Origin of the sequence: Chryseobacterium sp. KCF3-3 (assembly GCF_045865955.1) — a bacterium.
In the GTDB taxonomy this organism is placed as follows: domain Bacteria; phylum Bacteroidota; class Bacteroidia; order Flavobacteriales; family Weeksellaceae; genus Chryseobacterium.
The window spans coordinates 1,463,461-1,488,095 of sequence record NZ_AP035792.1; the positions used below are offsets into that span (position 1 = coordinate 1,463,461).

At 37.6% G+C, this 24,635-nt stretch carries 18 protein-coding genes and 1 riboswitch; of the genes, 4 read left to right on the forward strand and 14 right to left on the reverse strand.

All coding sequences use genetic code 11. The annotated features are described in order from the left end of the window. Positions 1 to 80: 80 nt before the first annotated feature. From ACKTTZ_RS06555 to ACKTTZ_RS06595, 9 genes are all read right to left on the reverse strand, one after another. Positions 81 to 1,064, reverse strand: coding sequence for a M28 family peptidase (locus ACKTTZ_RS06555; protein ID WP_253316602.1), 984 nt, complete (start codon positions 1,062 to 1,064; stop codon positions 81 to 83). Positions 1,065 to 1,107: 43 nt separating this feature from the next. Next, the gene (gene scpA, locus ACKTTZ_RS06560) at positions 1,108 to 3,228 is read right to left on the reverse strand and encodes a methylmalonyl-CoA mutase (protein ID WP_034692691.1); all 2,121 of its coding nucleotides are present in this window, start codon (positions 3,226 to 3,228) and stop codon (positions 1,108 to 1,110) included. A 138-nt stretch (positions 3,229 to 3,366) separates the two neighbouring features. Further along, positions 3,367 to 5,469 (reverse strand): prolyl oligopeptidase family serine peptidase, encoded by a 2,103-nt coding sequence (locus ACKTTZ_RS06565; protein ID WP_407847907.1) that lies wholly within the window; start codon positions 5,467 to 5,469, stop codon positions 3,367 to 3,369. Between the two features lie 96 nt (positions 5,470 to 5,565). Continuing rightward, entirely contained in the window at positions 5,566 to 6,243 is a 678-nt protein-coding gene (locus ACKTTZ_RS06570; RefSeq protein WP_034692694.1) for a hypothetical protein, read from the reverse strand. 77 nt (positions 6,244 to 6,320) lie between these two features. After that, positions 6,321 to 7,406: a peptide chain release factor 1 gene (gene prfA, locus ACKTTZ_RS06575; protein ID WP_034692695.1), complete on the reverse strand. Its 1,086-nt coding sequence runs from the start codon at positions 7,404 to 7,406 to the stop codon at positions 6,321 to 6,323. 153 nt (positions 7,407 to 7,559) lie between these two features. After that, complete coding sequence (locus ACKTTZ_RS06580) at positions 7,560 to 8,864, reverse strand: APC family permease (protein WP_407847909.1); 1,305 nt, start codon at positions 8,862 to 8,864, stop codon at positions 7,560 to 7,562. 7 nt (positions 8,865 to 8,871) lie between these two features. Beyond that, complete coding sequence (locus tag ACKTTZ_RS06585) at positions 8,872 to 11,325, reverse strand: TonB-dependent receptor plug domain-containing protein (protein ID WP_407847911.1); 2,454 nt, start codon at positions 11,323 to 11,325, stop codon at positions 8,872 to 8,874. A gap of 92 nt (positions 11,326 to 11,417) precedes the next feature. Continuing rightward, positions 11,418 to 11,523: riboswitch (SAM riboswitch) on the reverse strand. Between the two features lie 259 nt (positions 11,524 to 11,782). Beyond that, positions 11,783 to 14,620, reverse strand: a complete 2,838-nt coding sequence (locus ACKTTZ_RS06590; RefSeq protein WP_407847913.1) for an alpha-amylase family glycosyl hydrolase — start codon at positions 14,618 to 14,620, stop codon at positions 11,783 to 11,785. A gap of 192 nt (positions 14,621 to 14,812) precedes the next feature. Then, positions 14,813 to 16,891 carry a T9SS type A sorting domain-containing protein gene (locus ACKTTZ_RS06595; protein ID WP_407847915.1) on the reverse strand — a complete coding sequence of 693 codons (2,079 nt, stop codon included), beginning with the start codon at positions 16,889 to 16,891 and terminating at the stop codon, positions 14,813 to 14,815. A gap of 154 nt (positions 16,892 to 17,045) precedes the next feature. Between ACKTTZ_RS06595 and ACKTTZ_RS06600 the strand changes: the two genes are divergently transcribed. Then, complete coding sequence (locus ACKTTZ_RS06600; RefSeq protein WP_185103630.1) at positions 17,046 to 17,918, forward strand: helix-turn-helix transcriptional regulator; 873 nt, start codon at positions 17,046 to 17,048, stop codon at positions 17,916 to 17,918. A gap of 92 nt (positions 17,919 to 18,010) precedes the next feature. On the opposite strand, the gene ACKTTZ_RS06605 is transcribed toward ACKTTZ_RS06600, so the two are convergent. Both ACKTTZ_RS06605 and ACKTTZ_RS06610 read right to left on the reverse strand, forming a co-directional pair. After that, positions 18,011 to 18,295, reverse strand: a complete 285-nt coding sequence (locus ACKTTZ_RS06605; RefSeq protein WP_170872059.1) for a hypothetical protein — start codon at positions 18,293 to 18,295, stop codon at positions 18,011 to 18,013. A gap of 93 nt (positions 18,296 to 18,388) precedes the next feature. After that, positions 18,389 to 19,996: a fumarate hydratase gene (locus ACKTTZ_RS06610; RefSeq protein WP_034692704.1), complete on the reverse strand. Its 1,608-nt coding sequence runs from the start codon at positions 19,994 to 19,996 to the stop codon at positions 18,389 to 18,391. Between the two features lie 226 nt (positions 19,997 to 20,222). Here ACKTTZ_RS06610 and fumC point away from each other — a divergent pair, with 226 nt between their 5' ends. Next, positions 20,223 to 21,617: a class II fumarate hydratase gene (gene fumC / locus ACKTTZ_RS06615; RefSeq protein WP_253316607.1), complete on the forward strand. Its 1,395-nt coding sequence runs from the start codon at positions 20,223 to 20,225 to the stop codon at positions 21,615 to 21,617. A 75-nt stretch (positions 21,618 to 21,692) separates the two neighbouring features. On the opposite strand, the gene ACKTTZ_RS06620 is transcribed toward fumC, so the two are convergent. Genes ACKTTZ_RS06620 through ACKTTZ_RS06630 form a run of 3 tightly spaced genes read right to left on the reverse strand, consistent with a single transcriptional unit; the run spans position 21,693 to position 23,919 of the window. Further along, the gene (locus ACKTTZ_RS06620; RefSeq protein ID WP_407847919.1) at positions 21,693 to 22,733 is read right to left on the reverse strand and encodes a porin family protein; all 1,041 of its coding nucleotides are present in this window, start codon (positions 22,731 to 22,733) and stop codon (positions 21,693 to 21,695) included. A gap of 30 nt (positions 22,734 to 22,763) precedes the next feature. After that, a complete protein-coding gene (locus tag ACKTTZ_RS06625; RefSeq protein WP_253316608.1) occupies positions 22,764 to 23,372 on the reverse strand; it encodes a hypothetical protein in 609 nt (202 codons plus the stop codon). After that, positions 23,359 to 23,919 (reverse strand): RNA polymerase sigma factor, encoded by a 561-nt coding sequence (locus tag ACKTTZ_RS06630; protein WP_034692708.1) that lies wholly within the window; start codon positions 23,917 to 23,919, stop codon positions 23,359 to 23,361. The genes ACKTTZ_RS06625 and ACKTTZ_RS06630 overlap by 14 nt, the downstream gene beginning before the upstream one ends. A gap of 248 nt (positions 23,920 to 24,167) precedes the next feature. Between ACKTTZ_RS06630 and ACKTTZ_RS06635 the strand changes: the two genes are divergently transcribed. After that, positions 24,168 to 24,365, forward strand: a complete 198-nt coding sequence (locus ACKTTZ_RS06635; protein ID WP_034692710.1) for a bacteriocin-like protein — start codon at positions 24,168 to 24,170, stop codon at positions 24,363 to 24,365. A 25-nt stretch (positions 24,366 to 24,390) separates the two neighbouring features. Beyond that, the gene (locus ACKTTZ_RS06640; protein ID WP_081906386.1) at positions 24,391 to 24,597 is read left to right on the forward strand and encodes a hypothetical protein; all 207 of its coding nucleotides are present in this window, start codon (positions 24,391 to 24,393) and stop codon (positions 24,595 to 24,597) included. Positions 24,598 to 24,635 lie beyond the last annotated feature (38 nt).

Genomic DNA, 24,635 nt, shown 5'->3' on the forward strand with positions numbered 1-24,635 from the left:
TGCTTCGTCGTTTTTTATTGGTTAAACTTGATTTTCAGGTGCAAATATATACATTTTTCTGATAATCAAAATATTTTTTTTCACTTAAGGTGAATAATGCTGAGAAAAATGGCATCAATTACCTTCGTCATTCGTTTTGTATCCAGCGTTTCCAAAGTATCGGTAGGTTCATGATAGTTTTTGTTTCTGAAGAAGGATGTATCGGTGATCATGAGTGCAGGAAAGTCGAAATTCCAATAATTCAGATGGTCAGAATAGTCTATTCCTGCTACGAATTTGGGAGCTGAGAACGTTTCAGTTTTGATCTGTTGGGAATCTTTGAAGTTTCCTATAAAGTTTCTTACAAAAGGTCCTGCGCCAGTTATTTTTTTAACCAGAGTAATAAAATTTCCCTGATCACCATATATCCAGGAAAGAATACTTATAGGAAAACTCTGAGAACCTTTTTCATCACGGAAATAACCTATCATTTCTACGCTTGCCATTCCATAGACATCAATTTTGTTGTCTTTTAAATATTTTGCATGGATATAGCTTCCCATATTTTCGGTTCTGAAATAAGGTGGCTCTTCCAGCGTATAAGCAACTAAATCTACTCTGTACTTCAGCTTCTGTCCTTTGAGCATTCTTGCAAGCTCCAGAAGAGCAGTAACTCCGGTTGCGTTGTCGTCTGCTCCCTGCTGATCGCCACAAACATCATAATGAGCACCTATAATAATCCGTTTGGCATTTTCCGGACCAAAAGAAGTAATTACATTTTTATATACTTTACCGTCAACTTTATATTCCTGAAAAGTGGTACTGTCTCCATAAGTAGCAAACGTCTGATGAATATAATCTGCAACAGCATTTAGCTGATCAATATTTTTATGATTTCTAAACTGTGGAGTTTGGGTAAGTGCCGTCAAATGTTTTTTAACAAGACTGGTATCCGCAATTATTGTGGAACTGGGTACTGATCTGTTTTTCTTTATTGAACCTAGCAAAAAAACTCCTGTAATAACAAATAAGCCTACGAAAAGAAACAGTTTTTTCCTCGTAGGCTTTATATTTTTAAAATTCACGGATATATTTTTAATCTCTGTCCTGAAATTAAAACTTTTTTATTTATTTTTCTAAAAATCTTTCCAGAATTTCCACTGCGCATTTCGGAAGGTTGGTCCCAGGTCCGAAAATAAAGTCAGCACCATTGGCATAAAGGAACTCATAATCCTGTTGTGGAATTACTCCTCCTACAACGATGGTAATATCGTCTGCACCCAGTTTGGACAGTTCTTCCACTACCTGAGGAACTAATGTTTTGTGTCCTGCGGCCAATGAAGAAACACCTAAAATGTGAATATCATTTTCTACCGCTTGCTTAGCTACTTCTTCCGGTGTCTGAAACAATGGAGCAACGTCTACGTCAAATCCCATATCAGCAAATGCTGTTGCTACTACTTTCGCACCTCTGTCGTGCCCATCCTGCCCCATTTTAGCGACCATTAGTCTTGGGCGGCGTCCTTCTTCTTCTTCAAATTTCTGAGTCAGATTAAGGGCTTTTTCAAAGTATTCGTTTTTACCGGCATTCATTGCGTATACACCAGAGATTGTTTTAATGTTTGCTTTATATCTTCCAAAGGTTTCTTCCATGGCATCACTCATTTCACCAAGGGTAACTCTTCTTCTTGCGGCTTCAATACATAGAGCCAGAAGGTTTCCTTTTCCTGTTTTGGCGCTTTCGCGGATGTCATTCAGGATTTGCTCGACAGCTTCTGTATTTCTTTCTGCTTTGATCGTATTTAACCTTTCAATCTGTTTTCTACGAACTTCTGTATTGTCAATGTCCAGGATTTCTATTTGATCCTGTTTCAATGAGGATTTAAATGAATTGACTCCAATAATGAATTCCTCACCACTGTCGATCTTAGCCTGTTTTTTTGCTGCGGCTTCTTCAATTCTCATTTTTGGAATTCCGGCTTCGATCGCCTTCGTCATTCCGCCTTCCTGTTCTACCTCATCAATATACCTCATTGCTTCCTCGATCATTTGCTGAGTAAGGCTTTCTACAAGGTTACTTCCTCCCATTGGATCTACTACATCGCATATTCCGCTTTCCTGCTGAAGAATGATTTGTGTATTTCTTGCAATTTTTGCAGAGTAATCTGTAGGAAGGGCAATGGCTTCATCCAGTGCGTTGGTGTGAAGAGACTGTGTTCCTCCTAATGCTGAAGACAGCGCTTCTATTGCTGTTCTTGTGATATTATTGAAAGGTTCCTGCTCTGTTAAAGACCATCCTGAAGTTTGAGAATGGGTTCTTAACGCCAGAGATTTTGGATTCTGAGGATTAAATTGTTTTAAAAGGGTTGCCCAGATATATCTTGCAGCACGCATTTTCGCAATTTCCATGAAATGATTCATTCCGATTGCCCAGAAGAAAGAAAGTCTTGGAGCGAAATCGTCTACGTTCATTCCTGCTTTTATCCCTGTTCTTACATATTCAAGACCATCTGCCAATGTGTAAGCCATTTCAAGCACAGGCGTTGCACCAGCTTCCTGCATATGGTATCCGGAAATGGAAATGGAATTGAATTTGGGAATATTTTGCGAAGTGTATTCAAAAATATCTGCAATGATCTTCATGGAAGGTGCCGGCGGATAGATATAAGTATTTCTTACCATGAATTCTTTCAAAATATCATTCTGAATGGTTCCGGAAAGCAATTCCTGCTTTACTCCCTGCTCTTCTGCCGCTACAATATAGAAAGACAAAATAGGAAGTACAGCTCCGTTCATGGTCATGGAAACTGAAATCTGATCTAATGGAATTTCATTGAAAAGGATTTTCATGTCTTCCACAGAGTCTATGGCAACTCCTGCTTTTCCTACATCTCCCACCACTCTTGAGTGGTCAGAATCATATCCTCTATGCGTCGCAAGGTCAAATGCTACGGAAAGTCCTTTCTGACCTGCTGCAAGGTTTCTTCTGTAGAAAGCATTGGATTCTTCAGCGGTAGAAAATCCGGCATACTGACGGATTGTCCATGGCTTCTGAACATACATGGTGGAATACGGTCCTCTCAGATAGGGAGCAATTCCTGGAGAAGTCTGCGTTAATGATTCATCTTTTACATCTTTTTTTTCATAGGATGATTTGAGTTCAAGGCCGTCTTTTTCAAAATTGTAAATCTCTCTTTCCTGAGATGATACACTAAAATCCGGTTTTTTCACAGAAATTGTCTTTCGCATTCCAATTATTTTTGTCCCCGTAAAGTTAATTTTTTTGAGCGAAACATGAAACTTATGTTAACGTTCTGTTTTTCTAGGTTTTAGCAAAAGAAAAAGGCCGGGCAAATGCCCGACCTTTCTTATTGGTATCAATTTAAATTATTTCTTTATTCCCATCTCAAATAAAGCAAATGATATAAGATCTGCATTCTCACTAATCACCTGATCTGTAGATCTTCCTGCTCCGTGGCCTGCATTCTTCTCAATTCTTAAAAGAATAGGGTTTTTACATCCCTGTTTTTCCTGAAGTTCTGCTCCAAATTTGAATGAGTGTGCCGGAACCACTCTGTCATCATGATCACTGGTAATGATCATTGTAGATGGATAGCAAGTTCCTGCTTTTACATTATGTACAGGAGAATAGGATTTCAGATATTCAAACATTTCTTTGCTGTCCTCGGCAGTACCATAGTCGTAAGACCATCCTGCTCCGGCAGTAAATTTATTATACCTCAACATGTCCAAAACTCCAACTCCAGGGAAGGCTACTCTCGCAAGATCCGGCCTCATTGTCATTGTTGCTCCTACTAATAATCCTCCGTTTGATCTTCCTGACAGCGCCATATATTCTTTTGAAGTATAGCCTTTACTTTGAAGGTATTCTCCGGCAGCAATAAAGTCTTCAAAAACATTTTTCTTCTGCTGCTTTGTTCCTGCATCATGCCATTTTTTACCATATTCTCCACCACCACGGATGTTTGGAACAGCGTAAATACCACCATTTTCCATCCAGATAGCGTTTACTACAGAGAATGACGGCTGCAGACTGATATTAAAACCTCCATAAGAGTAAAGAATAGTAGGATTTTTACCGTCCAGTTTAGTTCCTTTCTTATAGTTGATCATCATAGGAACTTTTGTGCCGTCTTTTGAAGTATAGAATACCTGTTCCGAAACATAATCATCCGGATTAAACTTCACTTTAGGTTTTTGATAGACTTCAGATTTTCCTGAGTCTACATTGAATTTATAGGTCGTTCCCGGTGTAATATAATTGCTGAAAGAGAAGTAAACATCTTTCTCTTTTTCTTTTCCTCCGAATCCTGAGATATTTCCTTTACCAGGAAGAGTAATTTCTCTCACCAGTTTTCCGGTTTTATCAAACTGTTTTACCTGATCTATGGCATCAATCATATAGGTTGCAAAGAAATATCCTCCCCCTGAAGAGATCCCTAATACGTTTTCAGTTTGTGGAATCACGTCTTTCCATGTTGATGGAGACGGATTGGCAATTGTTGTTTTTACTAGACGCATATTGGGAGCATCTTTATCTGTAAAAATGAAAAGATCATCACCTTGTGTATCTACAATGTTGGCATTGATATCAAATCCGCTCATAATTTGTACAAAGTCTCCTCCTTTTTTAAGGTCTTTTATATACAATTCATTACCATTGGTAGCATTAGCAGCAGAAATGATAAGGTATCTCTGATCTTCAGAAACTCCGGCACTAAGATATCTTCTTGGGGTTTTATCTCCTCCGAAAATCAATTTATCTTCAGACTGTTTTGTTCCCAACTTGTGAAAATATACTTTGTGCTTATCCGTCATTCCGGAAAGTACTGTTCCCTCTTTAGGTTTGTCGTAGCTTGAATAATAAAACCCTTCATCTCCCTGCAATGAAATTCCGCTGAATTTTACATCCAGTATCGTTTCATCAATCTGTTTTTTGGTAACAGCATCAATGATGATGATCTTATTCCAGTCGCTTCCTCCTTCAGAAATAGAGTAAGCAGCAAGGTTTCCTTTTTTATTGAATGAAAGATTGGAAAGAGAGGTCGTTCCTTTCTCTGAAAATTTATTAGGATCTAAAAATACTTCTGTAGCATTGGTCTTATTGTTGGTTCTGTACAAAACAGATTGCGCCTGTAGACCATCATTTTTATAATAATAGGTATAATCTCCTTCTTTGAAAGGTGCTGAAATTTTTTCATAATTCCAGATATCTTTCAGCTGGCTTTTGATTTTATCCCTGAACGGAATTTTTGAAAGATAATTCTGGCTGTAAGCGACTTCTTCATCTACCCATTTTTTTGTAGGTTCAGAATCGTTTTCCAGATCTCTGAAAGGATCAGAAACAGCGTTTCCGAAATAGGTATCTGTCTGGCTTCCTTTTAATGCTTTAGGATAAATCATTTTCTGAGAGTAAAAAGATGCTGAAAATAATACTCCAGCGGTTAACAATATAGGTTTAAAATTCATACTGATCGGTTTTTCTCAAAAATACGCAAAGTATATGAAATAAAAAAAGTCCCGTTATATTGGGACTTTTTTATTCTTTATGAAGATATTTTTCAATTATTCATTAGCTCCGAAGCTTTCAAAATAGAAATCGGTAAGATTGGAAACAATCTCATCAGGGCTTCCATTCCAATAGTATATTTTATCTCCTTCTTTAAGTTCATATAAACTAAAGTTTTGATCTGTTGTTACAGTCTTATTGGCATTTTTAAAATCCTGAACGGCCTGAATTAAATATTTTTTAAGGTCTTCCGTTTTAATTTTGTTCAGATCTCCTTTTGGTCCGGAAGTCAGTTTTGATGGAACAAGGAAGCTTACAGAATAGCTTATTTCAGCAATTTTTTGTCCTTCCACATGCTCATTCGGCACTACTTTTACATCTTTAACGGTAAGTTTTCCCGTTTTAAAGTTTCCAAACATAGCTCTGAAATAATCTTCAGCTTCTTTTTTACATGCTGCTGCCGTAGCTTTAGGGAAAGCAGCAAGAAAATTCTCTACACTGCCATTGATCATTTCCTGTGACGTTTCTTTAAAATCTACCTGATAAGCAATCTGTCCGTCTACTGTAGGTTTTAAATAATCATTGAGTTTATTCAATGCTGCATCATCATTGCTCACAAACGTACCAAAAAAGAGTTCAAAGGCTTCTTTAGGTTTCTTTACTTCTGTCTGAGCCATCAGTTGCTGTCCCATCATGGTAAGCAACAGCAGGAAAATAATTTTGTAGTTTTTCATAGTTGATATTTTGTTTTGTTATTGGGAAAAACAAAGCCCCTGAAAAGTCAGAGGCTTTGTTTTTATTTATCTTAATTTTAATAATTCTCTTCTTCCCCTTTCATCTTCTCTGCATTTTCTGCCATGATTACAGCGTCAATCATTTCAGAAATATCACCATTCATATAAGCATCAAGGTTGTACATAGACTTATTGATTCTGTGATCTGTAACTCTACCTTGTGGATAGTTGTACGTTTTAATTTTTGCAGAACGGTCTCCTGTAGATACCATAGATTTACGTTGTGCAGCGATATCTCCCTGTACTTTCTGTAATTCAATATCATATAGTTTTGTTCTTAGCATTTCCATTGCCAATTCACGGTTAGCAAGCTGAGAACGAGCCTGTTGACAAACTACAACAAGTCCTGAAGGTTTGTGGGTAAGCTGAACTTTAGTTTCAACCTTGTTTACGTTCTGACCACCGGCACCTCCTGAACGGGAAGTCTGCATTTCAATATCTGCAGGATTCAGTTCAAAATCTACTTCTTCAGCTTCCGGAAGAACAGCAATAGTGATAGCGGAAGTATGCACTCTTCCCTGAGATTCAGTTTCAGGTACACGTTGTACACGGTGAACTCCGGATTCGAACTTCATAATTCCGTAAACACCTTCTCCTTCCACTTTCATGATCAGTTCCTTGTACCCTTTTGCGGCTTCGTTAGAATCTGTTACTTCATGTCTCCATCCTTTTGTTTTGAAATACATGGTATACATTCTGTACACATCTTCCACAAAGATAGCTGCTTCATCACCACCTGTACCGGCACGTAATTCCACGATAACGTTTTTGTCATCTGCAGGATCTTTAGGGATCAGTAATACTTTCAGCTCTTCTTCCAAACCAGGAATTTTAGCCTGAGCTTCCAGTTTTTCTTCTTTAGCCAGATCTACCAGGTCTCTGTCTGAACCATCTGCAATGATTTCTTCAGATTCTGCGATACTATCCAAAGCGCCTTTGTACTGATCGTAAACTCTTACAATTTTCCCCAAATCACTATATTCTTTGTTCAAAGAAGAATATCTTTTTTGGTCTGAAATGACATCAGGCTGTATAATAAGGTCTGCAACCTCATTATATCTTTGTTTTATAGCTTCTAATTTTGGAATTAATGATTTAGACATTGTAGAAATTTTGTGGGTGCAAAGATAAGGATTATTAATTCAAAATTAAAATTCCGAATCATCATAAATTTTTGAGCATTAGGGATAAAGGATGCAAAACCACAAAAAGACAGATTTGCCAATCTGTTTATTCCCCTTTCTGAATCATCAAAATTAAGTTTGAGATCCTTTAGAAAGTCTTCTGTCTATTAAATATAAAGCAATTCCTACCGCAATAATTCCCAATCCTATCAAGCTTTCTTTAGGGTTATGAATGAATGTAAAATAGAGAATATAAAAACTGAACAATAGAAAAACTGCCGGAAAAATATGGAATGCATTCGACTTAAAGATTTTCCTGTCTTTTTTCTTCAGGAAGAATACAGTTGAAATCGCCAGACTTGCAAAAAGCTGCAAAATAAAGGCTGTATAGACAAAAATTTCTTTAAAACTTCCGGTTAGAATAATAACAGCTGCAATGACAGCATGAGCGAAAATAGCTCTTACCGGAATTCCTTTTGCATTTCCGGCGGATAATGGTCTCCAAATGGAGGTATGCTTTGCAAAAGCCTGTGTTAATCTTGATCCTACCCACAGATAACCACTGATGGTTGCAATGAGCTGCAGCGCAATAAAAATATTGACGATCTTTCCAAAAGCCGGTCCCAGCATATTGACAGCCGCTTCTCCCATCACATCTTCTTTTCCTGCCAGTTGACTTACAGGTGCATGTTTCAGCATAATATAATTCACCAGAATATAGCTTACCGTTACGAAAACAGTTCCGATGATGAGTGATTTGGGAAGATTTTTCTGAACATCTTTTATTTCTCCAGCGATATAAGATGCCGAATTCCAGCCTGTGTAGGAATAGGTTACAAATACCAGAGACGTAGCAAATGCGGGAAGCATGATCTCATTCTGCCAGCAGTCACTGAAATTGATACTGTTGCCTATCTGTGGTGAATCTGAAATTCCTACCCCAAGAATAACCAGTACAATAATAAAGGCTATCTTAATGAATGTAAAAAAGTTATGAAATCTGCTGGATGTTTTCAGGCTGAACGATAACGCAATGGCAACCAGGAAAATCGCTGCAATTGCAAATCCGTTTCCAAAAGAATACTCAAATACGGAAAGGTATTTCGACATGGCCAATGCAGCCAGCGCTACCGGAGAGGAAAACCCGATGATGAGTGAAACCCAGCTTATCAGATATCCGAATATGGGATGATAGGTTTCTGTGAGATAAATAAAATCGCCTCCGTTTCCTTTAAAATGGGAGCCCAATTCTGCGTAGCAAAATGCTCCAAATAAAGCGAGAACTCCTCCTATACTCCATAGCAGGAATATGCTGTAGGTATTGGTGATATCGGATAACTGAAATCCCAGGGTGGTAAAAATCCCTGTTCCGATCATATTGGAAACGACGATGGCTGCTGCTGTTTTCCAGCCAATCTGATGTGAGGTAGTACTCATTTACTGATTAAAAATTAAAATTAAGCCTTCCGAAGAAATAATTCCCCAGTGTTCCCATCTGGACCGGTGCATATTTGAATACTCCATAATATGAATTTTCATAAATCTGGCGGTCCGGGAAGACATCAAATACATTGTTAGCTCCTACCGTAAAATTGATGTTTTTTGTGAAATCATACCCAACACTAATGTCAGTAACTATCTTTGGTGAGAATTCCTGCACGTCTCCAAACGGATAGCCATCTCTTATTACTTTACCAAAATAGGTATTTCTTACGAGAAAATTGAACTTCCCGATTCCATAATTTAATCCTAATGAAGCTTTTATTTTGGGTGAAAGGGTTTCAATGATGTTGATCTGATCCGGACCAAAAAACTGTTCCTGAGGCGTTCCTAAGTTTTCCGGAAAATGGAAATCTGTGATTTTGGTTTCAGTATAGTTTCCAGCAAGATTGATATTTAATTTTCCATTGCCAAGAATCCAGTCATAGGTTACTACGACATCAACTCCTTTTGTTTCGGTATCGATAGCATTGGCAAAAAATCTTCCGCTCTCTACCTCATTTCCCTGTCCTACTATCGCTGGATCTGACAATCTTGGATCTGTTATATTTCCGGTAATAACGATTCTGTCTTTTACTTTAATGATATATCCATCTACGGTTATCAACAGTCCTTTTACAGGTTTTAAAGTAAATCCGGCACTTCCGTTTACAGAGGTTTCCTGTTTAAGTTTATCAAATCCGAGAATTTCAGCAGCTTTGCTGTCATTGCTAAAGATTCCCTTTGTGACAATCTTCTCGCCTGAAGTAGAAATATCAGCATAAGAGTTATTAAAATACTGCTGTTGCAATGATGGTGCTCTGAATCCTGTTCCTACCGCAGCTCTTACCGCATAGTTTTTTACAAATTCATATCGTACCGCAAGTTTTCCGTTCAGTGTATTTCCAAAATCTGAATAATTTTCAAATCTTGCCGCCGCATCAATATTTAATTTTTTATCTAAATCATAGGAAACATCTGCATATACTGCGGTGGAATGCCTGTCTTTCTTCAATGCATTATTGGGAGAAAATCCGATAAAAGATTGAGATCCTCCCGCACCAAGCACTGTTGATCCTTCAGTGGCAACGTTTCCATTGATGTCATATTGGGTATAAGAAGCTTCATCACCTGCCTTGATCTGGTATTGTTCAAATCTGAATTCTCCTCCAAATGCAATATTGAAACGGTTTATATTTTTGGAAACATCAAGATTAATGGTATTTTGAAGAAAGCTATGCGCTCCGGCATAAAAACGGGTTGGAGATTTTGCTCCCAAAGAAGCATTATTCGTATTGTTTACATTATAATTGAAGGTATTGCTTCCAAAGGTATTACTAAGGTCAAAAAACCAGTCGTTAACATTATATTTTGCTCCTACAGCATAAGAAACATCGTATACCTGAGAGGCCAGAGTAGCCTGAAATCCGTTCGGGTAAATGGACGAAACTACATTAGATTTTTCGCTCGGAAGTCTTCTGAAACCAAAACCATTTCCTTCTTTGATGCTGAATCCTCCAAAAGAATACACTTTAAAATTGTCATTAAAAGGATATTCTGAATTGAAAAACAGCTGTCCCTGTCTGATCTGGGCATCTCCGATCTGAAAATTAAAATCATCACGCGTTAATCCTCTTTTTGCAAGTTCTGCATCATCTGCGGCTCTGGCAGCTTTTATGGCTTCTGCGTCCCCTGCAAATTCATAGGCAAAATTATCTCCGAAAATATCCAGGTCGTGATTTTGCGTTCTAGTGGTTTTTCCTCTGTGACTTAGCTGTAATGAAAGATTAATATAGCCTTCTTTCTTTCCTAATGAGGCTCCATAATTAACTCCTGCCTGGTAAGTATCACCATCATTTCTTCCGGTTAATCCATAGGTAAGGCTTGCCGAAGCTCCCGTATTTTTCTTAAGAATTATATTGATTACTCCTGCAATGGCATCAGAACCATATTGTGCAGCAGCTCCGTCTCTTAACACTTCTATCCTATCAATTGCAATTACGGGAATAGTGCTCAGATCTGTTCCTACAGAGCCATTTCCTACCGTATTCTGATAATTTACCAAAGACGTAGAATGCCTTCTTTTTCCGTTAAGCAAAACCAAAACCTGATCGGGTCCCATTCCTCTTAAAGTTACGGGATCAATATGTTCTGTACCATCTGAAGCAGACTGTCTCACTGCATTAAACGATGGAATCACATAATTCAGAAGATCCTGAGCAGTCATTTGCGGAGAACTTCTCTGGATTTTATCGATGTTGATTACATCTACAGGAACTGGTGTCTCCAGTTTTGTTCTTTTGACATTACGGTTTCCGACGATGATAATATCTTCGATCTCTTTTCCTTTTTCCTCACTTTCCTGAGCAGCGACCAGAATTGCTCCAAGCAATAATACAGCTGTGCTTAATTTTTTCATTTTGTTCTTGCCAATTAATAATACGAATCTGACGGATCTTTCCGCAGATACACAAGACATCAAGAAATGGAATTCATATAGAGTATTGACTTCACTTATCTCCCCCTAAGGGTTGGAATTAGCACCTTTACACTTCTGGAAACGTGTAGGTTGCTAAGGTTTCACCGGGCCAAATCCCTCCACCTTTCTTGATAAATCTACTGCAAAAGTAGACTATTTTTTTAAATGTACAAAAAAAGGCAAATCTGCTCTGCTGCAAATTTGCCTTTTATTATTTTATAGAACTTGTTTACACTTTTATTTTTGAACCATTAAGATTTAATAAGAGTTTAAGAGTATTAAGATAAGCTTCGCTTTAAGCTTAAAAATCAGAATGATCCATCTTAACGATACTTTATTTCTCAAATAGCTCTTAATGGATCAATATACTATAAATCAACAACTTTATAATTTTTTTTTATTGAATCATCATCTTTTGAATCGCTATTCCTGTGTCTGATTTCAGCTGTACCAGATAGGTTCCTGCCGGATAACTAACTTTCATATTATAAGCTCCGTTCTCTTTATCCAGTTTAAAAGAATCCATTCTTTTACCGGTCATATCAAAAATTGAAATCTCACCATTTTTTGCTTTACTGAAAACCAGTTTAGCGATTCCGTTTCGAACCGGATTATCTGCAATCTGAAGGGATAATTTGTTGGTTGCAGTGGTATCTACTGTTGATAGAGCGCCAGCATAATTTCCAAAGATCCTGAATTCTCCTGGCTGTAAAGTGATCGGAGTTGTTGTGGAAGCTATATTCGAAATACTGTTGTCCATCAGATTCTGCCATTGACCTGTGTAAGGAAAATAAGGCACAACATTCTGCGCGGAAGTAGTATAATTGGCCAACACTACCACATTCTTTATTCCTGTTGTAATAGCGGCATCATACACATAAATTCTTGTGATCAGGCCGGTAGGATCGTTCGTAAGGTTATTGGATTCTATACTGTAGGTTTTAGATTTAAAAACCTGATGGGTATTTCTGATATTGATGATTTTTGCCCATGTATCATATACTGCCTTTCTGTTTGCATTGGTATCATATCCTAAAGTGAATGCAACAGGTTTCTCATCGGTTCTACATCCATTGTCTATAGTACCATTCGCACATCTGTTGATACTGAATTCATATCCTAATTCTCCAAACTGCCAGATCATTTTCGGACCAGGAATGGTAAAGAAGGTTGCACCGAAAGTTTTCATTCTTTCAAGAGCGGTATTCAGATCTTTCACATTATAACTTCCATTGATTGCGCCATAGGCAAGGTTTTTAAACATCAATCTTTCTTCGTCATGGCTTTCTCCATAGCCTACAGCACTCATATTGGTGAAGCCGTGAAGACTGTGATTCATGCGGTCATAATTGCTATTTTCCTGATATCCCATTGTATTCTGATTGTAAGGGTCTGTCTGTTTATTCCAAAGCATAACTCCTTTTCCTTCTGCAATTCTGTAGTTGGCCCATTGCTGCTCTTCTGCATCTGTTCCCAGATGTTCGAAGATCATATAAGAATTGGGGTCAATGGCCCATTGTTTGTCAGCATAATTTTTCATGATATCCACTCTGTCCTGCTGATAGGCATTGGTACAGGCCTCATCGTTTTCAGAACAGCTTTGCGTAAACCCTTTGGTTAAATCCCAACGGAAGCCGTCTATGTGGTATTCTGTCAGCCATTGTTGAAGGCATCTTTCAACGTAATATTGCGTTGAAGGGCTTGTGTGGTTAAAATCATTGAAGACATTGTAAGAATGTTTCGGAACCTGATTAAAGTAAGGATTGTTCGGTGCAACATCGCCATAGCCATCACCATCCGGATCTACATTCCAAAGTCTTACTAAAGGAGAACGTCCTGTAGCGTGGTTAAAAGCCACATCCAGAATCACTGCAATTCCGTTCTGATGGCATAGATCTACAAATTCTTTGAATTTTTCCGGAGTTCCATACGCTTTATCTAAGGCATAATGGAAAGAAGTATTGTATCCCCATGAAAGATTTCCATCAAATTCCATGATGGGAAGCAATTCTATAGCATTGATTTTTAAGTTCTTTAAATACAGGATTTTATCAATCAGTGACTGCCAGTTCTTTTCCTGTGTAAAGTCTCTCAATAATAATTCATAGACTACCAGATCTTGTTTTGCAGGTCTCTGAAAATTGGTTACCTGCCAGTTATAAGCGGTCTGTCCGGTTTTAAATGTTGAGACTTCAAAACCCTGTCCGGCAGGAAATGCTGGTAAGTTCGGATAAGTAGAAGCTGAAATCCACTGATCATCGTAAGAAGATAGAATTTGTGGAGAATAAGGATCTGCTACTTTCCTCAAATCATTGGTTCTGTATTGGAAGGTATAAAGCTGCTGAGGAGTAATTCCATTGAGCTCAATCCAGTACAGATCAGGATTTGTGGTATCTTTTTTCATTAAATAAGTATCATTCACCGCCCAGTTATTGAAACTTCCGATGACATGCACAAAGCTTTTGCCCGGAGCATATAGTGCTAATCCCACTTTGGTAGGATCTGTGGGGTGATAATTGATTCCCTGTCTGATCCAGTTTGGTATTGCTTCAGAAACCACATTTCTAGGAACCTGTAAGATAAATGTTGCCGTTTTAGAATTGGTTCCCTGTGTTGCTACAAGCTCCATGCTGGCATCCTGAGTGACCGTATAATTATAAGAATAAGATTGTGAAGGAGTTGTTGTAGAATTAACAACAGCTCCGTTGGCTTTTAACTGAAATATAGCATTGTTATTGGCTGTAGCTGTAATATTGATAGAATTCCCAACAGGAACAGTAGTAAGGCTATTGGCCAGTGGATTGGTAAGGCTTAAACTTAAAGTCCCTACGTTTACAAAAATGTCAGGTGAAGTCTGATGGGAACCTGTTTTATCTTTTAATAAAAATCCAAATCTTCCGATTCCTGTTCTTCCGAAGAATGTTGTTGGAGTAAAAGTAAGTGAATAGCTGTCTGTTGCAGCATTATAATTCAGCTTATTCAAATCATTGGAATTATTCCAGCTGCCATTAGTAGGACAATTCTGACTATTCTGATAATTGGTATCAAACGACCAGGTCCACATATAAATGGCATTATTGGAAACTCCCCATGCAGATTCATCAATCTGATCCCCAGGAACCGTAAGCGTAATGGCATCTGTTTCATTGAATGGATTAGGAGAAATTGTATAGTTAATCTGCCCAAAAACGTACATTGTAATCAGCAGAAAAACAACGGAATAAAATTTTCTCATGTCTTATTTTTTATCGAATATAGTGTTATTTTTTATTCATAACCTTTATTTTGAGCCAGTTTTTGTTAAATATTTCCATTTTTCGGGAAAAACAAAATAAAAAAAGACTCATGAAATTTCATGAGCCTTCCAATAAAAGTAATTGTAATGAACTAATTCCTTTTGGCAAAAATCTTTGGTATTGAATTTCGCTTAATTTTTTATAATCTTTTTAGAAATGGATTGTCCATTCTTTAATTTTAATTCTACAATATACAATCCTGAAGGAAGTTCAGTCATGTTGATCTGATTATCTGAGAACTGTACATTCATTCTTTGTCCTACTGCGTTGACAACATTTACTTTTTCAATTCCTGAATCAGCTTTAACCATAAGAATTCCTTTTGTAGGGTTAGGATACATTCCAATTACAGGTTGATTCAGTTTGGTTTCTGAAGTACTCAAAGAAGAGGTAGGCTTGATACATCTTACTGAAGCACCCTGCCCTCTCATAGCACCAGCAGATGGATTGGCAATCGTGGATCCGATATACAGATATTTCCCTCCTAAACTTGATGTATCAGAGCTCCAGAAATACCCTCTTTGCCCTACAAAAGTAAAGTTCCCATCACTGGAGCTTCTATAACCTCCTGCAGGTAATTTAAGATGACTGTTATAAGCAGCTGTAGGGTTAGAAATACTTTCTGCTCCTATTAAAGTTGTCCAGTCTGCCTGAGAAGGCATTTTCCAGTCTGCACCTATTGCTTTACAAGGATCTATACCTGCAGAAGCATTTACATCTGCAAGTGATGTCCCATTCCATGTATCTCCACTTGCAAAATTTGCCCACCATGCCGGAGATCCTGCAACATAGCCACCCACGGTGGTACTTGTTCCTTCCGGAGTGTTAGGTGATGGTGCCTGCACGATCTGAGAACTTCTAAGTTGATGCCCGTCATCCCATCTTCCCCATTGGAAAAGGTCTCCATAAGAATTCGCATCCGCTACTGATGAAGCCACCTGCGTACTTCCAAGGTTCTGCTGAAGCCAGATTTTTCCGTCTGCTCCTCTTACCGTAGTATAAGCAACCTGCTGTCCGCGATACATAAAACTTACACAACCAATATCACCTACATTGGCTCCTGGATCTGTATTGCTGCATGTTTGTGGATTAAGGTTCAGAGAAATTCTTTTCACCTTTGTTGTATTGTCAGAATAAGCCAAAACAAGATAATTTTGTGCCTTATCTATTGCCAAATCATTGTATTTTGCTTCGCCATCTGAAACAAAATCTCCTCCAAATGGAGCCCAATTCTGAGTGTCATCTAGTTTATAAACCGTATTTCTCAGGAAGTTATCATTTTCAAAACGGCTGGCCACTACATAAGGTTTTCCGGATTCTGTTACGGCTAACGCAACATGCTGTACTCTTCCCTCTGAGAAGTTGGCATTTCCAACCTGTACCCAGGAGTTTCCGTCAAATTTCTTGACATTCACTTTTTTTCCTCCCCCAGAGTTGGATACATACGCTACATAGATTCTGTTCGCCCCATCCAAAGCAATATCAGCATTGTACTGTTCCCCTGACGAAGAAGCATCAGCTGCCGCTCCTCCTACCAAACTCCAGTTTTGTGTTGAACTTGCATCCGTACTGTTCTGATATACTTTTATCCCTCCGGAAACATTGCAGGTATACACTGTATTATTGGTTCCTATTACCATTTCAGCAAATTCAGCACCTCCTGAAAAACCTGCATTTCCTACCTGTTCCCATGCACCTCCGGAATATTTTTTTACTGTTCCGGAACCGTAAGATCCATAAGTGAATATAATATTATCTGAGGATACTGCAGAAGCCTGATAATTTACCGAGCTGTCTGTAGCATTAGGAAGCTGAGACCATAAAGAGCCTGTAAATAAACGTACTTCCATCCCGGAGCCTGGATAACCAAGCTGATTGGTATAATAAATACTGTTTCCGTTTGGACTTATAGACAAGGAGTTGTAAGTGGCAGTTCCTGTAGTAACTCCGGGTGTTCCCCCTAAGTAAGACCATGAGTTCCCGTTAAATTTCTGAACGGAGCCTTTAGCTACTGAAACATCATAATATGACAGATAATAGTTTCCTGAGTTATCAATAACAAGATTGTTAAAACTGCTTCCTCCTGCAGATACATCCTGAATGCCTCCTACATTTTCCCATTGCTGGGCATACATATAGCTTCCAGCAACGGTTAGCAGCACTAATCCCGTTCTGATTTTCTGAATTGCAAAATGTAAATCTTTAAACATATGAAATATTATTTTTAATTATTCTAAATTTAATTTAATTTTGCGCAAAAGTACCTCACATTATTAACCCCGAGTTATCATTTTCGAACTTTTGGTTATCCTGCGAAGGACTTTTATCTTAAGAAGTTGTACCATGGCTGTAAAAATGTGTTGTATGAGGAGTCAATCAAAAAGTGGACATTTGTTCATATCCGAGGACATCAAAATCATCATGCAGGAAGACCTGTGTCCTGATCAATCCTTCAAGTCTCATATGCTGGAGGGGAAGTCAAGTTTTAATCTTATTTTCCTGTTGAGTGATGGCATTAATTTAGAAGGCCATGATTGCGGCACCCAGTTTTTATTCAAGAAAAATCAATATATCCTCCATTATTCTCCTAAAGAAAGTATTGCTGAACTATGGACAGAAAATCAGGAAATTCTGAGGTATCTCCAGATTCAGATTAATTATCAATATATTTTTAACCTCATCAATCCGGAACTAAATCGTGAGAATGCTGAGATTCTGGAAAACATGATCCATAATAATTTTATATTCCTTCATAAAGAAACTCCGCCGGATATGACGGTTGAGATGCATATGATTGTAAAAGAGATTCTGGATTATAATAAGAAAGGAATCATGCAGAAGTTATTTATAGAAGCAAAGATTATCAAACTTCTTATCCTGATCTTTGAGCAATTTAATGAGAAAAACATTCTCGAGGATACTCCAAAGACTCCCGAAATGATCAGGAAATTCATTGATGAGAATTATCACAGGAATATAAAAGCGGAAGAAATAGGAAAATATTTTGGTCTGAACCAGAATATCATCAGAAAGGAATTTAAAACTCAGTACCATACAACGATTGCTCATTATATTTCGGAGCTCAGAATGTTGAAAGCAAAGAAACTGATCACTAATAAAGAAATTATGATCAAAGAGATTGCTATTGAATGCGGTTATGAGTACCTCCAGAACTTTACACGCGCTTTCAAAAAGAAATTTGGGGTATCTCCTGAAAGTCTGAGGAATAATAAATAGAAAAACCGCTTAATTGCTTAAGCGGTTTATATATGTTGTTTTGCTTTGATATTACTTTTTCAGAATTCAGGTGAAAAAGCAATGACAATCAATTAATGATGATGTCCGTGATCGTGAAGGAAAGGTCCGTTTCCTTTAGGCTCGCTATAGATAACTTCTACACCTTCCTGCTCAGAAATAAGCTTTCTTCTGATATCTTCAGGATCGAAAGGCTTTACTTTTCCGAAATACTCTTTCAAACCTTCAGTTAGCCACATTGGGATTACTAATCCGAAGAACATAAAAATACACCAGAATCCTACTAAGAACATAGTAATGAAGAATATAGTCCAAAGGAACTGGTAGAACGGCCAAAATGCTGATAATATCGTTATCATTCTCTTAAAGATTTTAGGCAAAAATAGAACTTTTTTCCTTTTTACACAAAAGATCAGCGCTCTATTTTCTTATTTATTTTAATTTTAAACTAATTAGTGGGCCAGATTTGCGAAGAAATCATTGCCTTTATCATCGGAAATGATGAATGCAGGGAAGTCTTTTACTTCAATTTTTCTTACCGCTTCCATTCCTAATTCCGGGAAGTCTACTACATCTACAGACACAATATTGTCTTTCGCAAGAATAGCAGCCGGTCCTCCGATTGATCCAAGATAGAAACCTCCGTATTTGTGACATGCATTGGTAACATCTTTACTTCTGTTTCCTTTTGCCAGCATAATCATACTTCCACCATGGCTCTGGAACTCGTCTACGTAAACGTCCATCCTTCCGGCAGTAGTAGGTCCGAAACTTCCTGAAGCCATTCCCTCCGGAGTTTTTGCAGGTCCAGCGTAATAGATTGGGTGATTTTTGAAATATTCAGGCATTGGTTTCCCGCTGTCGATAATTTCTTTGATTTTTGCGTGAGCAATATCTCTCGCTACGATCAGTGTTCCGTTCAGTTTTAATCTTGTTTTGATCGGATATTTGGAAAGTTCAGCAAGAATTTCAGGCATTGGCTTGTTCAGGTTAACCTCAACAGCTTCTTCTAAATGTGGAGGAGTATCTGGTAAGAATCTTTTTGGATCCTGCTCTAATTGTTCAAGGAAGATTCCTTCTTTTGTAATTTTTCCTTTGATATTTCTGTCTGCGGAACAGGAAACACCCATTCCTACCGGACAAGATGCAGCATGCCTTGGAAGTCTGATCACTCTTACGTCGTGTGTAAGATATTTTCCTCCAAACTGAGCTCCGATAGCACTTTCCTGACAGATTTTCTGAACTTTAGCTTCCCATTCAAGGTCTCTGAATGCCTGTCCGGCCTCATTTCCTTCTGTCGGAAGATTATCGTAATATTTTGCAGATGCTTTTTTCACTGCTGCAAGGTTGGCTTCTGCTGAAGTACCTCCGATTACCAATGCTAAGTGATATGGTGGACATGCAGCTGTTCCAAGGTCTGAAATTCTTTCTTTAACAAATGCTTCAAGAGATTTTTCGTTTAATAAGGATTTCGTTTTCTGATATAAGAATGTCTTATTCGCAGAACCTCCTCCTTTTGTCAAGAATAAGAATTCGTAATAATCTCCTTTTTTAGCATAGATATCGATCTGTGCAGGAAGGTTAGATCCCGAATTCTTCTCATCAAACATCGTCAAAGGAACTACCTGAGAATATCTTAGGTTTCTTTTCTGATACGTATTGAAGATTCCCTTGCTCAGGTATTCTCCATCATCCACTCCTGTGTATACATTTTCTCCTTTCTTTCCCATTACGATAGCTGTTCCCGTATCCTGACACGAAGGAAGCGCTCCCTCTACAGCTACTGCAGCATTTTGTAAAAGGTTGTAAGCAACAAATCTGTCGTTATCTGTAGCTTCAGGATCATCAATAATTCTTCTAAGGCTTTCTAAGTGCGAAGAACGAAGCATGAAAGAAACATCTGCCATCGCTTCTTCAGCTAACAGTTCCAATCCTTTCGGGTCTACTGTTAAAATTTCTCTCTCACCTAGTTTTTCAACCTTTACATAGTCTGATGTAAGCTTCTTGTACACCGTATCATCTTTCTGAATAGGATACGGATCCTGATATCTAAAATCCATTCAATTTTTGTTTGTACAAAAGTACGCCTCCTTTAAAAAAATATGAGTAAAATCAGTCATTTATAATGATATTTATAATGATTATAAATTGGAGGTTTCTGAGTTTATAAGTACCTTTATAGAAGCTAAATAAACAAAGCCAAAACATTATTTTTTTCATCAAACATAAATAATGTTTACAATTTTTATGGCTTAAAATAAAAAGATCATACAAATTTCAACCACTATGAATTACAGAATTGAAAAAGACACCATGGGAGAAGTGCAGGTACCTGCAGATAAACTTTGGGGTGCACAGACGGAACGTTCCAGAAACAATTTTAAAATAGGACCTGAAGGTTCAATGCCACATGAAATTATCGAAGCTTTTGCTTATCTGAAAAAGGCTGCTGCTTATACCAACACTGATCTGGGAGTACTTTCTGCAGAAAAAAGAGATATGATCGCTAAGGTATGTGATGAAATTCTGGAAGGAAAACTTAACGATCAGTTTCCTTTGGTAATCTGGCAGACAGGTTCCGGAACTCAGTCGAACATGAATGTGAATGAAGTTGTTTCCAACAGAGCTCATGTGAATAACGGAGGTACATTAGGTGAAAAATCTGAAATTCACCCGAATGATGATGTGAATAAATCCCAATCTTCCAATGATACTTATCCTACTGCGATGCATATCGCTGCGTATACAAAAGTGGTGGAAGTAACTATTCCAGCCGTGGAAAAATTAAAAAATACGTTGGCTGAAAAGTCAAAAGCTTTCAAAGATGTTGTAAAGATTGGTAGAACTCACCTGATGGATGCCACTCCACTTACTCTTGGACAGGAATTTTCAGGATATGTAGCTCAGTTGGAATTCGGATTGAGAGCTTTAAAAAATACATTACCTCACCTTTCTGAGCTTGCATTAGGAGGAACTGCTGTAGGTACAGGATTAAATACGCCTAACGGTTATGATGTAAAAGTAGCTGAATATATCGCCCAATTTACCAATCATCCTTTCGTTACCGCAGAAAATAAATTTGAAGCCCTTGCTGCGCATGATGCGATTGTGGAATCTCACGGAGCATTAAAGCAACTGGCTGTTTCTTTATATAAAATTGCTCAGGATGTGAGATTACTGGCCTCTGGTCCACGTTCCGGAATCGGGGAAATTCATATTCCTGAGAATGAACCGGGATCTTCTATTATGCCGGGGAAAGTAAATCCTACTCAGAATGAAGCGATGACCATGGTTTGCGCACAGGTTTTAGGAAACGATACGACCATTTCATTTGCCGGAACTCAGGGGAATTACGAGCTGAATGTCTTCAAACCGGTAATGGCTTATAATTTCTTACAGTCTGCCCAACTGATTGCTGATGCATGTATTTCCTTCAATGATCACTGTGCGGTAGGTATTGAGCCAAACCATGAAAGAATTAAAGAACTGGTAGACAAATCTTTAATGCTTGTAACCGCTTTAAATACTCATATCGGATATGAAAATGCAGCTAAGATTGCAAAAACAGCCCATAAAAATGGGACAACATTAAAAGAAGAAGCCATTAATCTTGGCTTGTTAACTGCTGAACAGTTTGACGAATGGGTGAAACCTGAAGACATGGTGGGAAGTTTAAAATAATGATTCTATAACTGATACAAAGCAAAAACTCCGGGAACTATTTCCGGAGTTTTTCATTTTACTGTCAAAATATATTTAATCTAATCCAATGGCCAAGCCAAATATCAGTGCTTTATCATTTTTGAAATAACTGTCTTTAAAGAAGTTGCTGAAATCTTTTTTCACAAACACGCTGAAACTGTTGTATGAGAAAGTTATCTGCGCTCCATACACAAAAGGATTCACCTGATAGTTTCCGCGGTCTCTGGTTTCACCGTCATTTCCTTTTACAATATTGTTCGTAGACATTTTTACCCCTCCATAAACATTGGCTCCAATTTTAAAACCAGTATAATAGCTTCTGTACTGGATATCCATTCCGGCATTTTTAAGTTTTGAGAAATTATACTGCATCCCAAGGGGAACCATGATATATCCGGTTCTCAATTTGCTTTTATCTAGGTTTCCGTTGTATTGCGCCAAAGCGACTCCCTGATCTGCACTTCTTGTAAACAGCATATTATTATCTGCTCTTACCGTTCTCCAGGAAAATCCTAACCCGGAAATTACCGCCCACGGGCTTGTTCTGCTGAGCTGATAGTTCAGTTTCAGACCAAACTCCAGGTTATTGGCGTATCCAATGTTTTTATCCAGAACATTATCAGGTTCACTGTTTGTAAGTGTCATGATTCCATAAGAGAAATATCCTGTAAAGCTTCTGCTGGGACGGAATTTTTTCAATAATTTTTCTTTAAGCTCTTCTTTAGAGGTAACATCGGTATTCAAGAGGGAATATCTTACCTGCTTTTGAATAACATCATCCAGATCAAATCCAAGTTCCTCAATTCTTTTATCCATTTTCTCAGAATAACGGTCTGCAATCTGAGCTTTTTCTCTGTCGAAATCTGCTTTATCAAGATTTCTTGCCTGCAAAACAACCAGTTCATCTTCCATCAGCTTTTTTTCTTCCTGAATGATGTTATTGATCTTTGCAGCATATTCTTCTACTTTTTCTTTTACAATAGGGCTTACCTCTGTATCTTTTTTAGAAGACAGGTTAATATTGAATGTCTTTTGTGCATAGAATGATGCTGAAAAAGAGCACAGCAATCCCATTACGATTAATTTCTTGATCATATTATTAATTTTTAAATTTTTACGGATACATTATCTGGCATTCAAATCAATAGTAGCCACGTTACTTCCATCCTTTGTTTTTTCGATAACATCTTTATGCTCTACTGAGAAAAGAAGTGTGGATGGGTCTACATATTTTTTCTTTTTAACCGGAGTTTTTATAGAATCGGCTTTTGCCATGAGTTTAGGATTAGAAATCTGAGTGATATCCAGCTTCTTCAAAGGAAGAGTTTCTTTAGGGATAAGTTTATTCTGGTCCATTGCCATAGGAGAAATCGCTTCTTGCTTATCCTGAGAAAGAGTTTTTTTCACCTCCTTTTTATCGTTATTTTCAACTGCCAGCGGGACATGATTCTGAACCGGATCTTTTACCATTTCTTCTGTAGTATTTTTTCCGGTTTGCGTTACAATTTCCGGCTGAGTTTCGGAAGGTTGATTCAGGAAAAAAAGAACGCTTCCCAAGCTGAATGTCAAAATCAAACATGCTGCTACTAAAAACCAGTTCATTTTTGATTTGGAACGGTTATTATTGTTATTCTGAAGCTCAATTTCGGACCACAGATCTCTTGATGGAGCAATTTCTCTTTCCTCAATCTGCTTTTTGATCTGAAATTCAATATTATCTTTAGACATTTTCATTTTTCACTTTTTTTTGTTGTTGAAAGTAGATCTTTCTTAATTTTTCTTTTGCTCTGAACAGCTGTGTTTTGCTGACAGCCACTGAAATCTGCAAACTATCAGCAATTTCCTGATGAGAATATTCTTCCAGCACATACAGGTTAAAAACCATTCTGTAGGCATCGGGAAGCTGATCCAAAAGCTCTTGTGCATTAAAATCACAATCAATCTCTGCTTCATGGATATCTTCATGAAAAGATTGATTAATCTCGTCCAGATAGAAAACAGTTTTATGACTCTTGATAAAATTCAGGCATTCATTTACGACAATTCTTCTTGCCCAGCTTTCCAGGTTCGACTCTCCTCTGAAGCTTTCTATGTGCTTAAAAATTTTACAGAATGCTTTAATGAGACAATCTTCGGCCTGATACAAATCGCTTACATAGCTTTTGCTTACACTCAGGAATCTCTTTACATTCTGTTCATAGAAAATCTTCTGTGCAGCCGGATCCTGTTTCTTCAGGAGGCTTAACAAATCATTCTTTTTATTTCCGAACAAAAGTTTCATGCTTATGCTGTTTCTATACTAAAGACAATCAAAACAAAAAAAGGTTACAACTTGAAAAAAAATATTTTATTATTTACTACAATAAGTTGATCTTTTTTGTCCAGAGTTACAAATTCCCACACTTTTTTATTTCGAGAAACAAAAGAAAAACCTTTAAATAAAAAACTGAATAGCAATATTTTAATTAAAGATATTCTGTATTCATTTTTTTCCTATATTAGGGATATAATTAATTTAAAACTAAATCCATGAAAAATCTAAAAAAATTAGACAGAGAAAATCTAAAAGCAGTATTAGGAGGTGGCTTTACATGCCTTGGTAACCTTTACTTAATAGAGGTTAACGGCTATTCTGCATGCTGTACAAAACCCGATGTAGATCCTTGCAACTCTTCTGCATTTTGTCTGACTCCTGTGGGTATGTGTGATACTGGCGGTCCAGCTTAATTCTAAGCTCAATTAAGACAGTACCATGAAACAACTAAAAAAGTTAAAAAGAGAGAACCTGAAAACAATTAAGGGAGGAAACACACCACTATGCGACATGTATCTGGTACATTACAACGGATATTATGCGTGTTGCAGTGTACCTACTACCAATCCCTGTGAACTGAAAAAAAGGGAATGCCTGGTGGAAAACGGAATGTGTGATTCATACAATCCTGATAATCTGACATAATTCCTCTAAAAAGAACTGATAAAAAAGGCTGCCTTGAA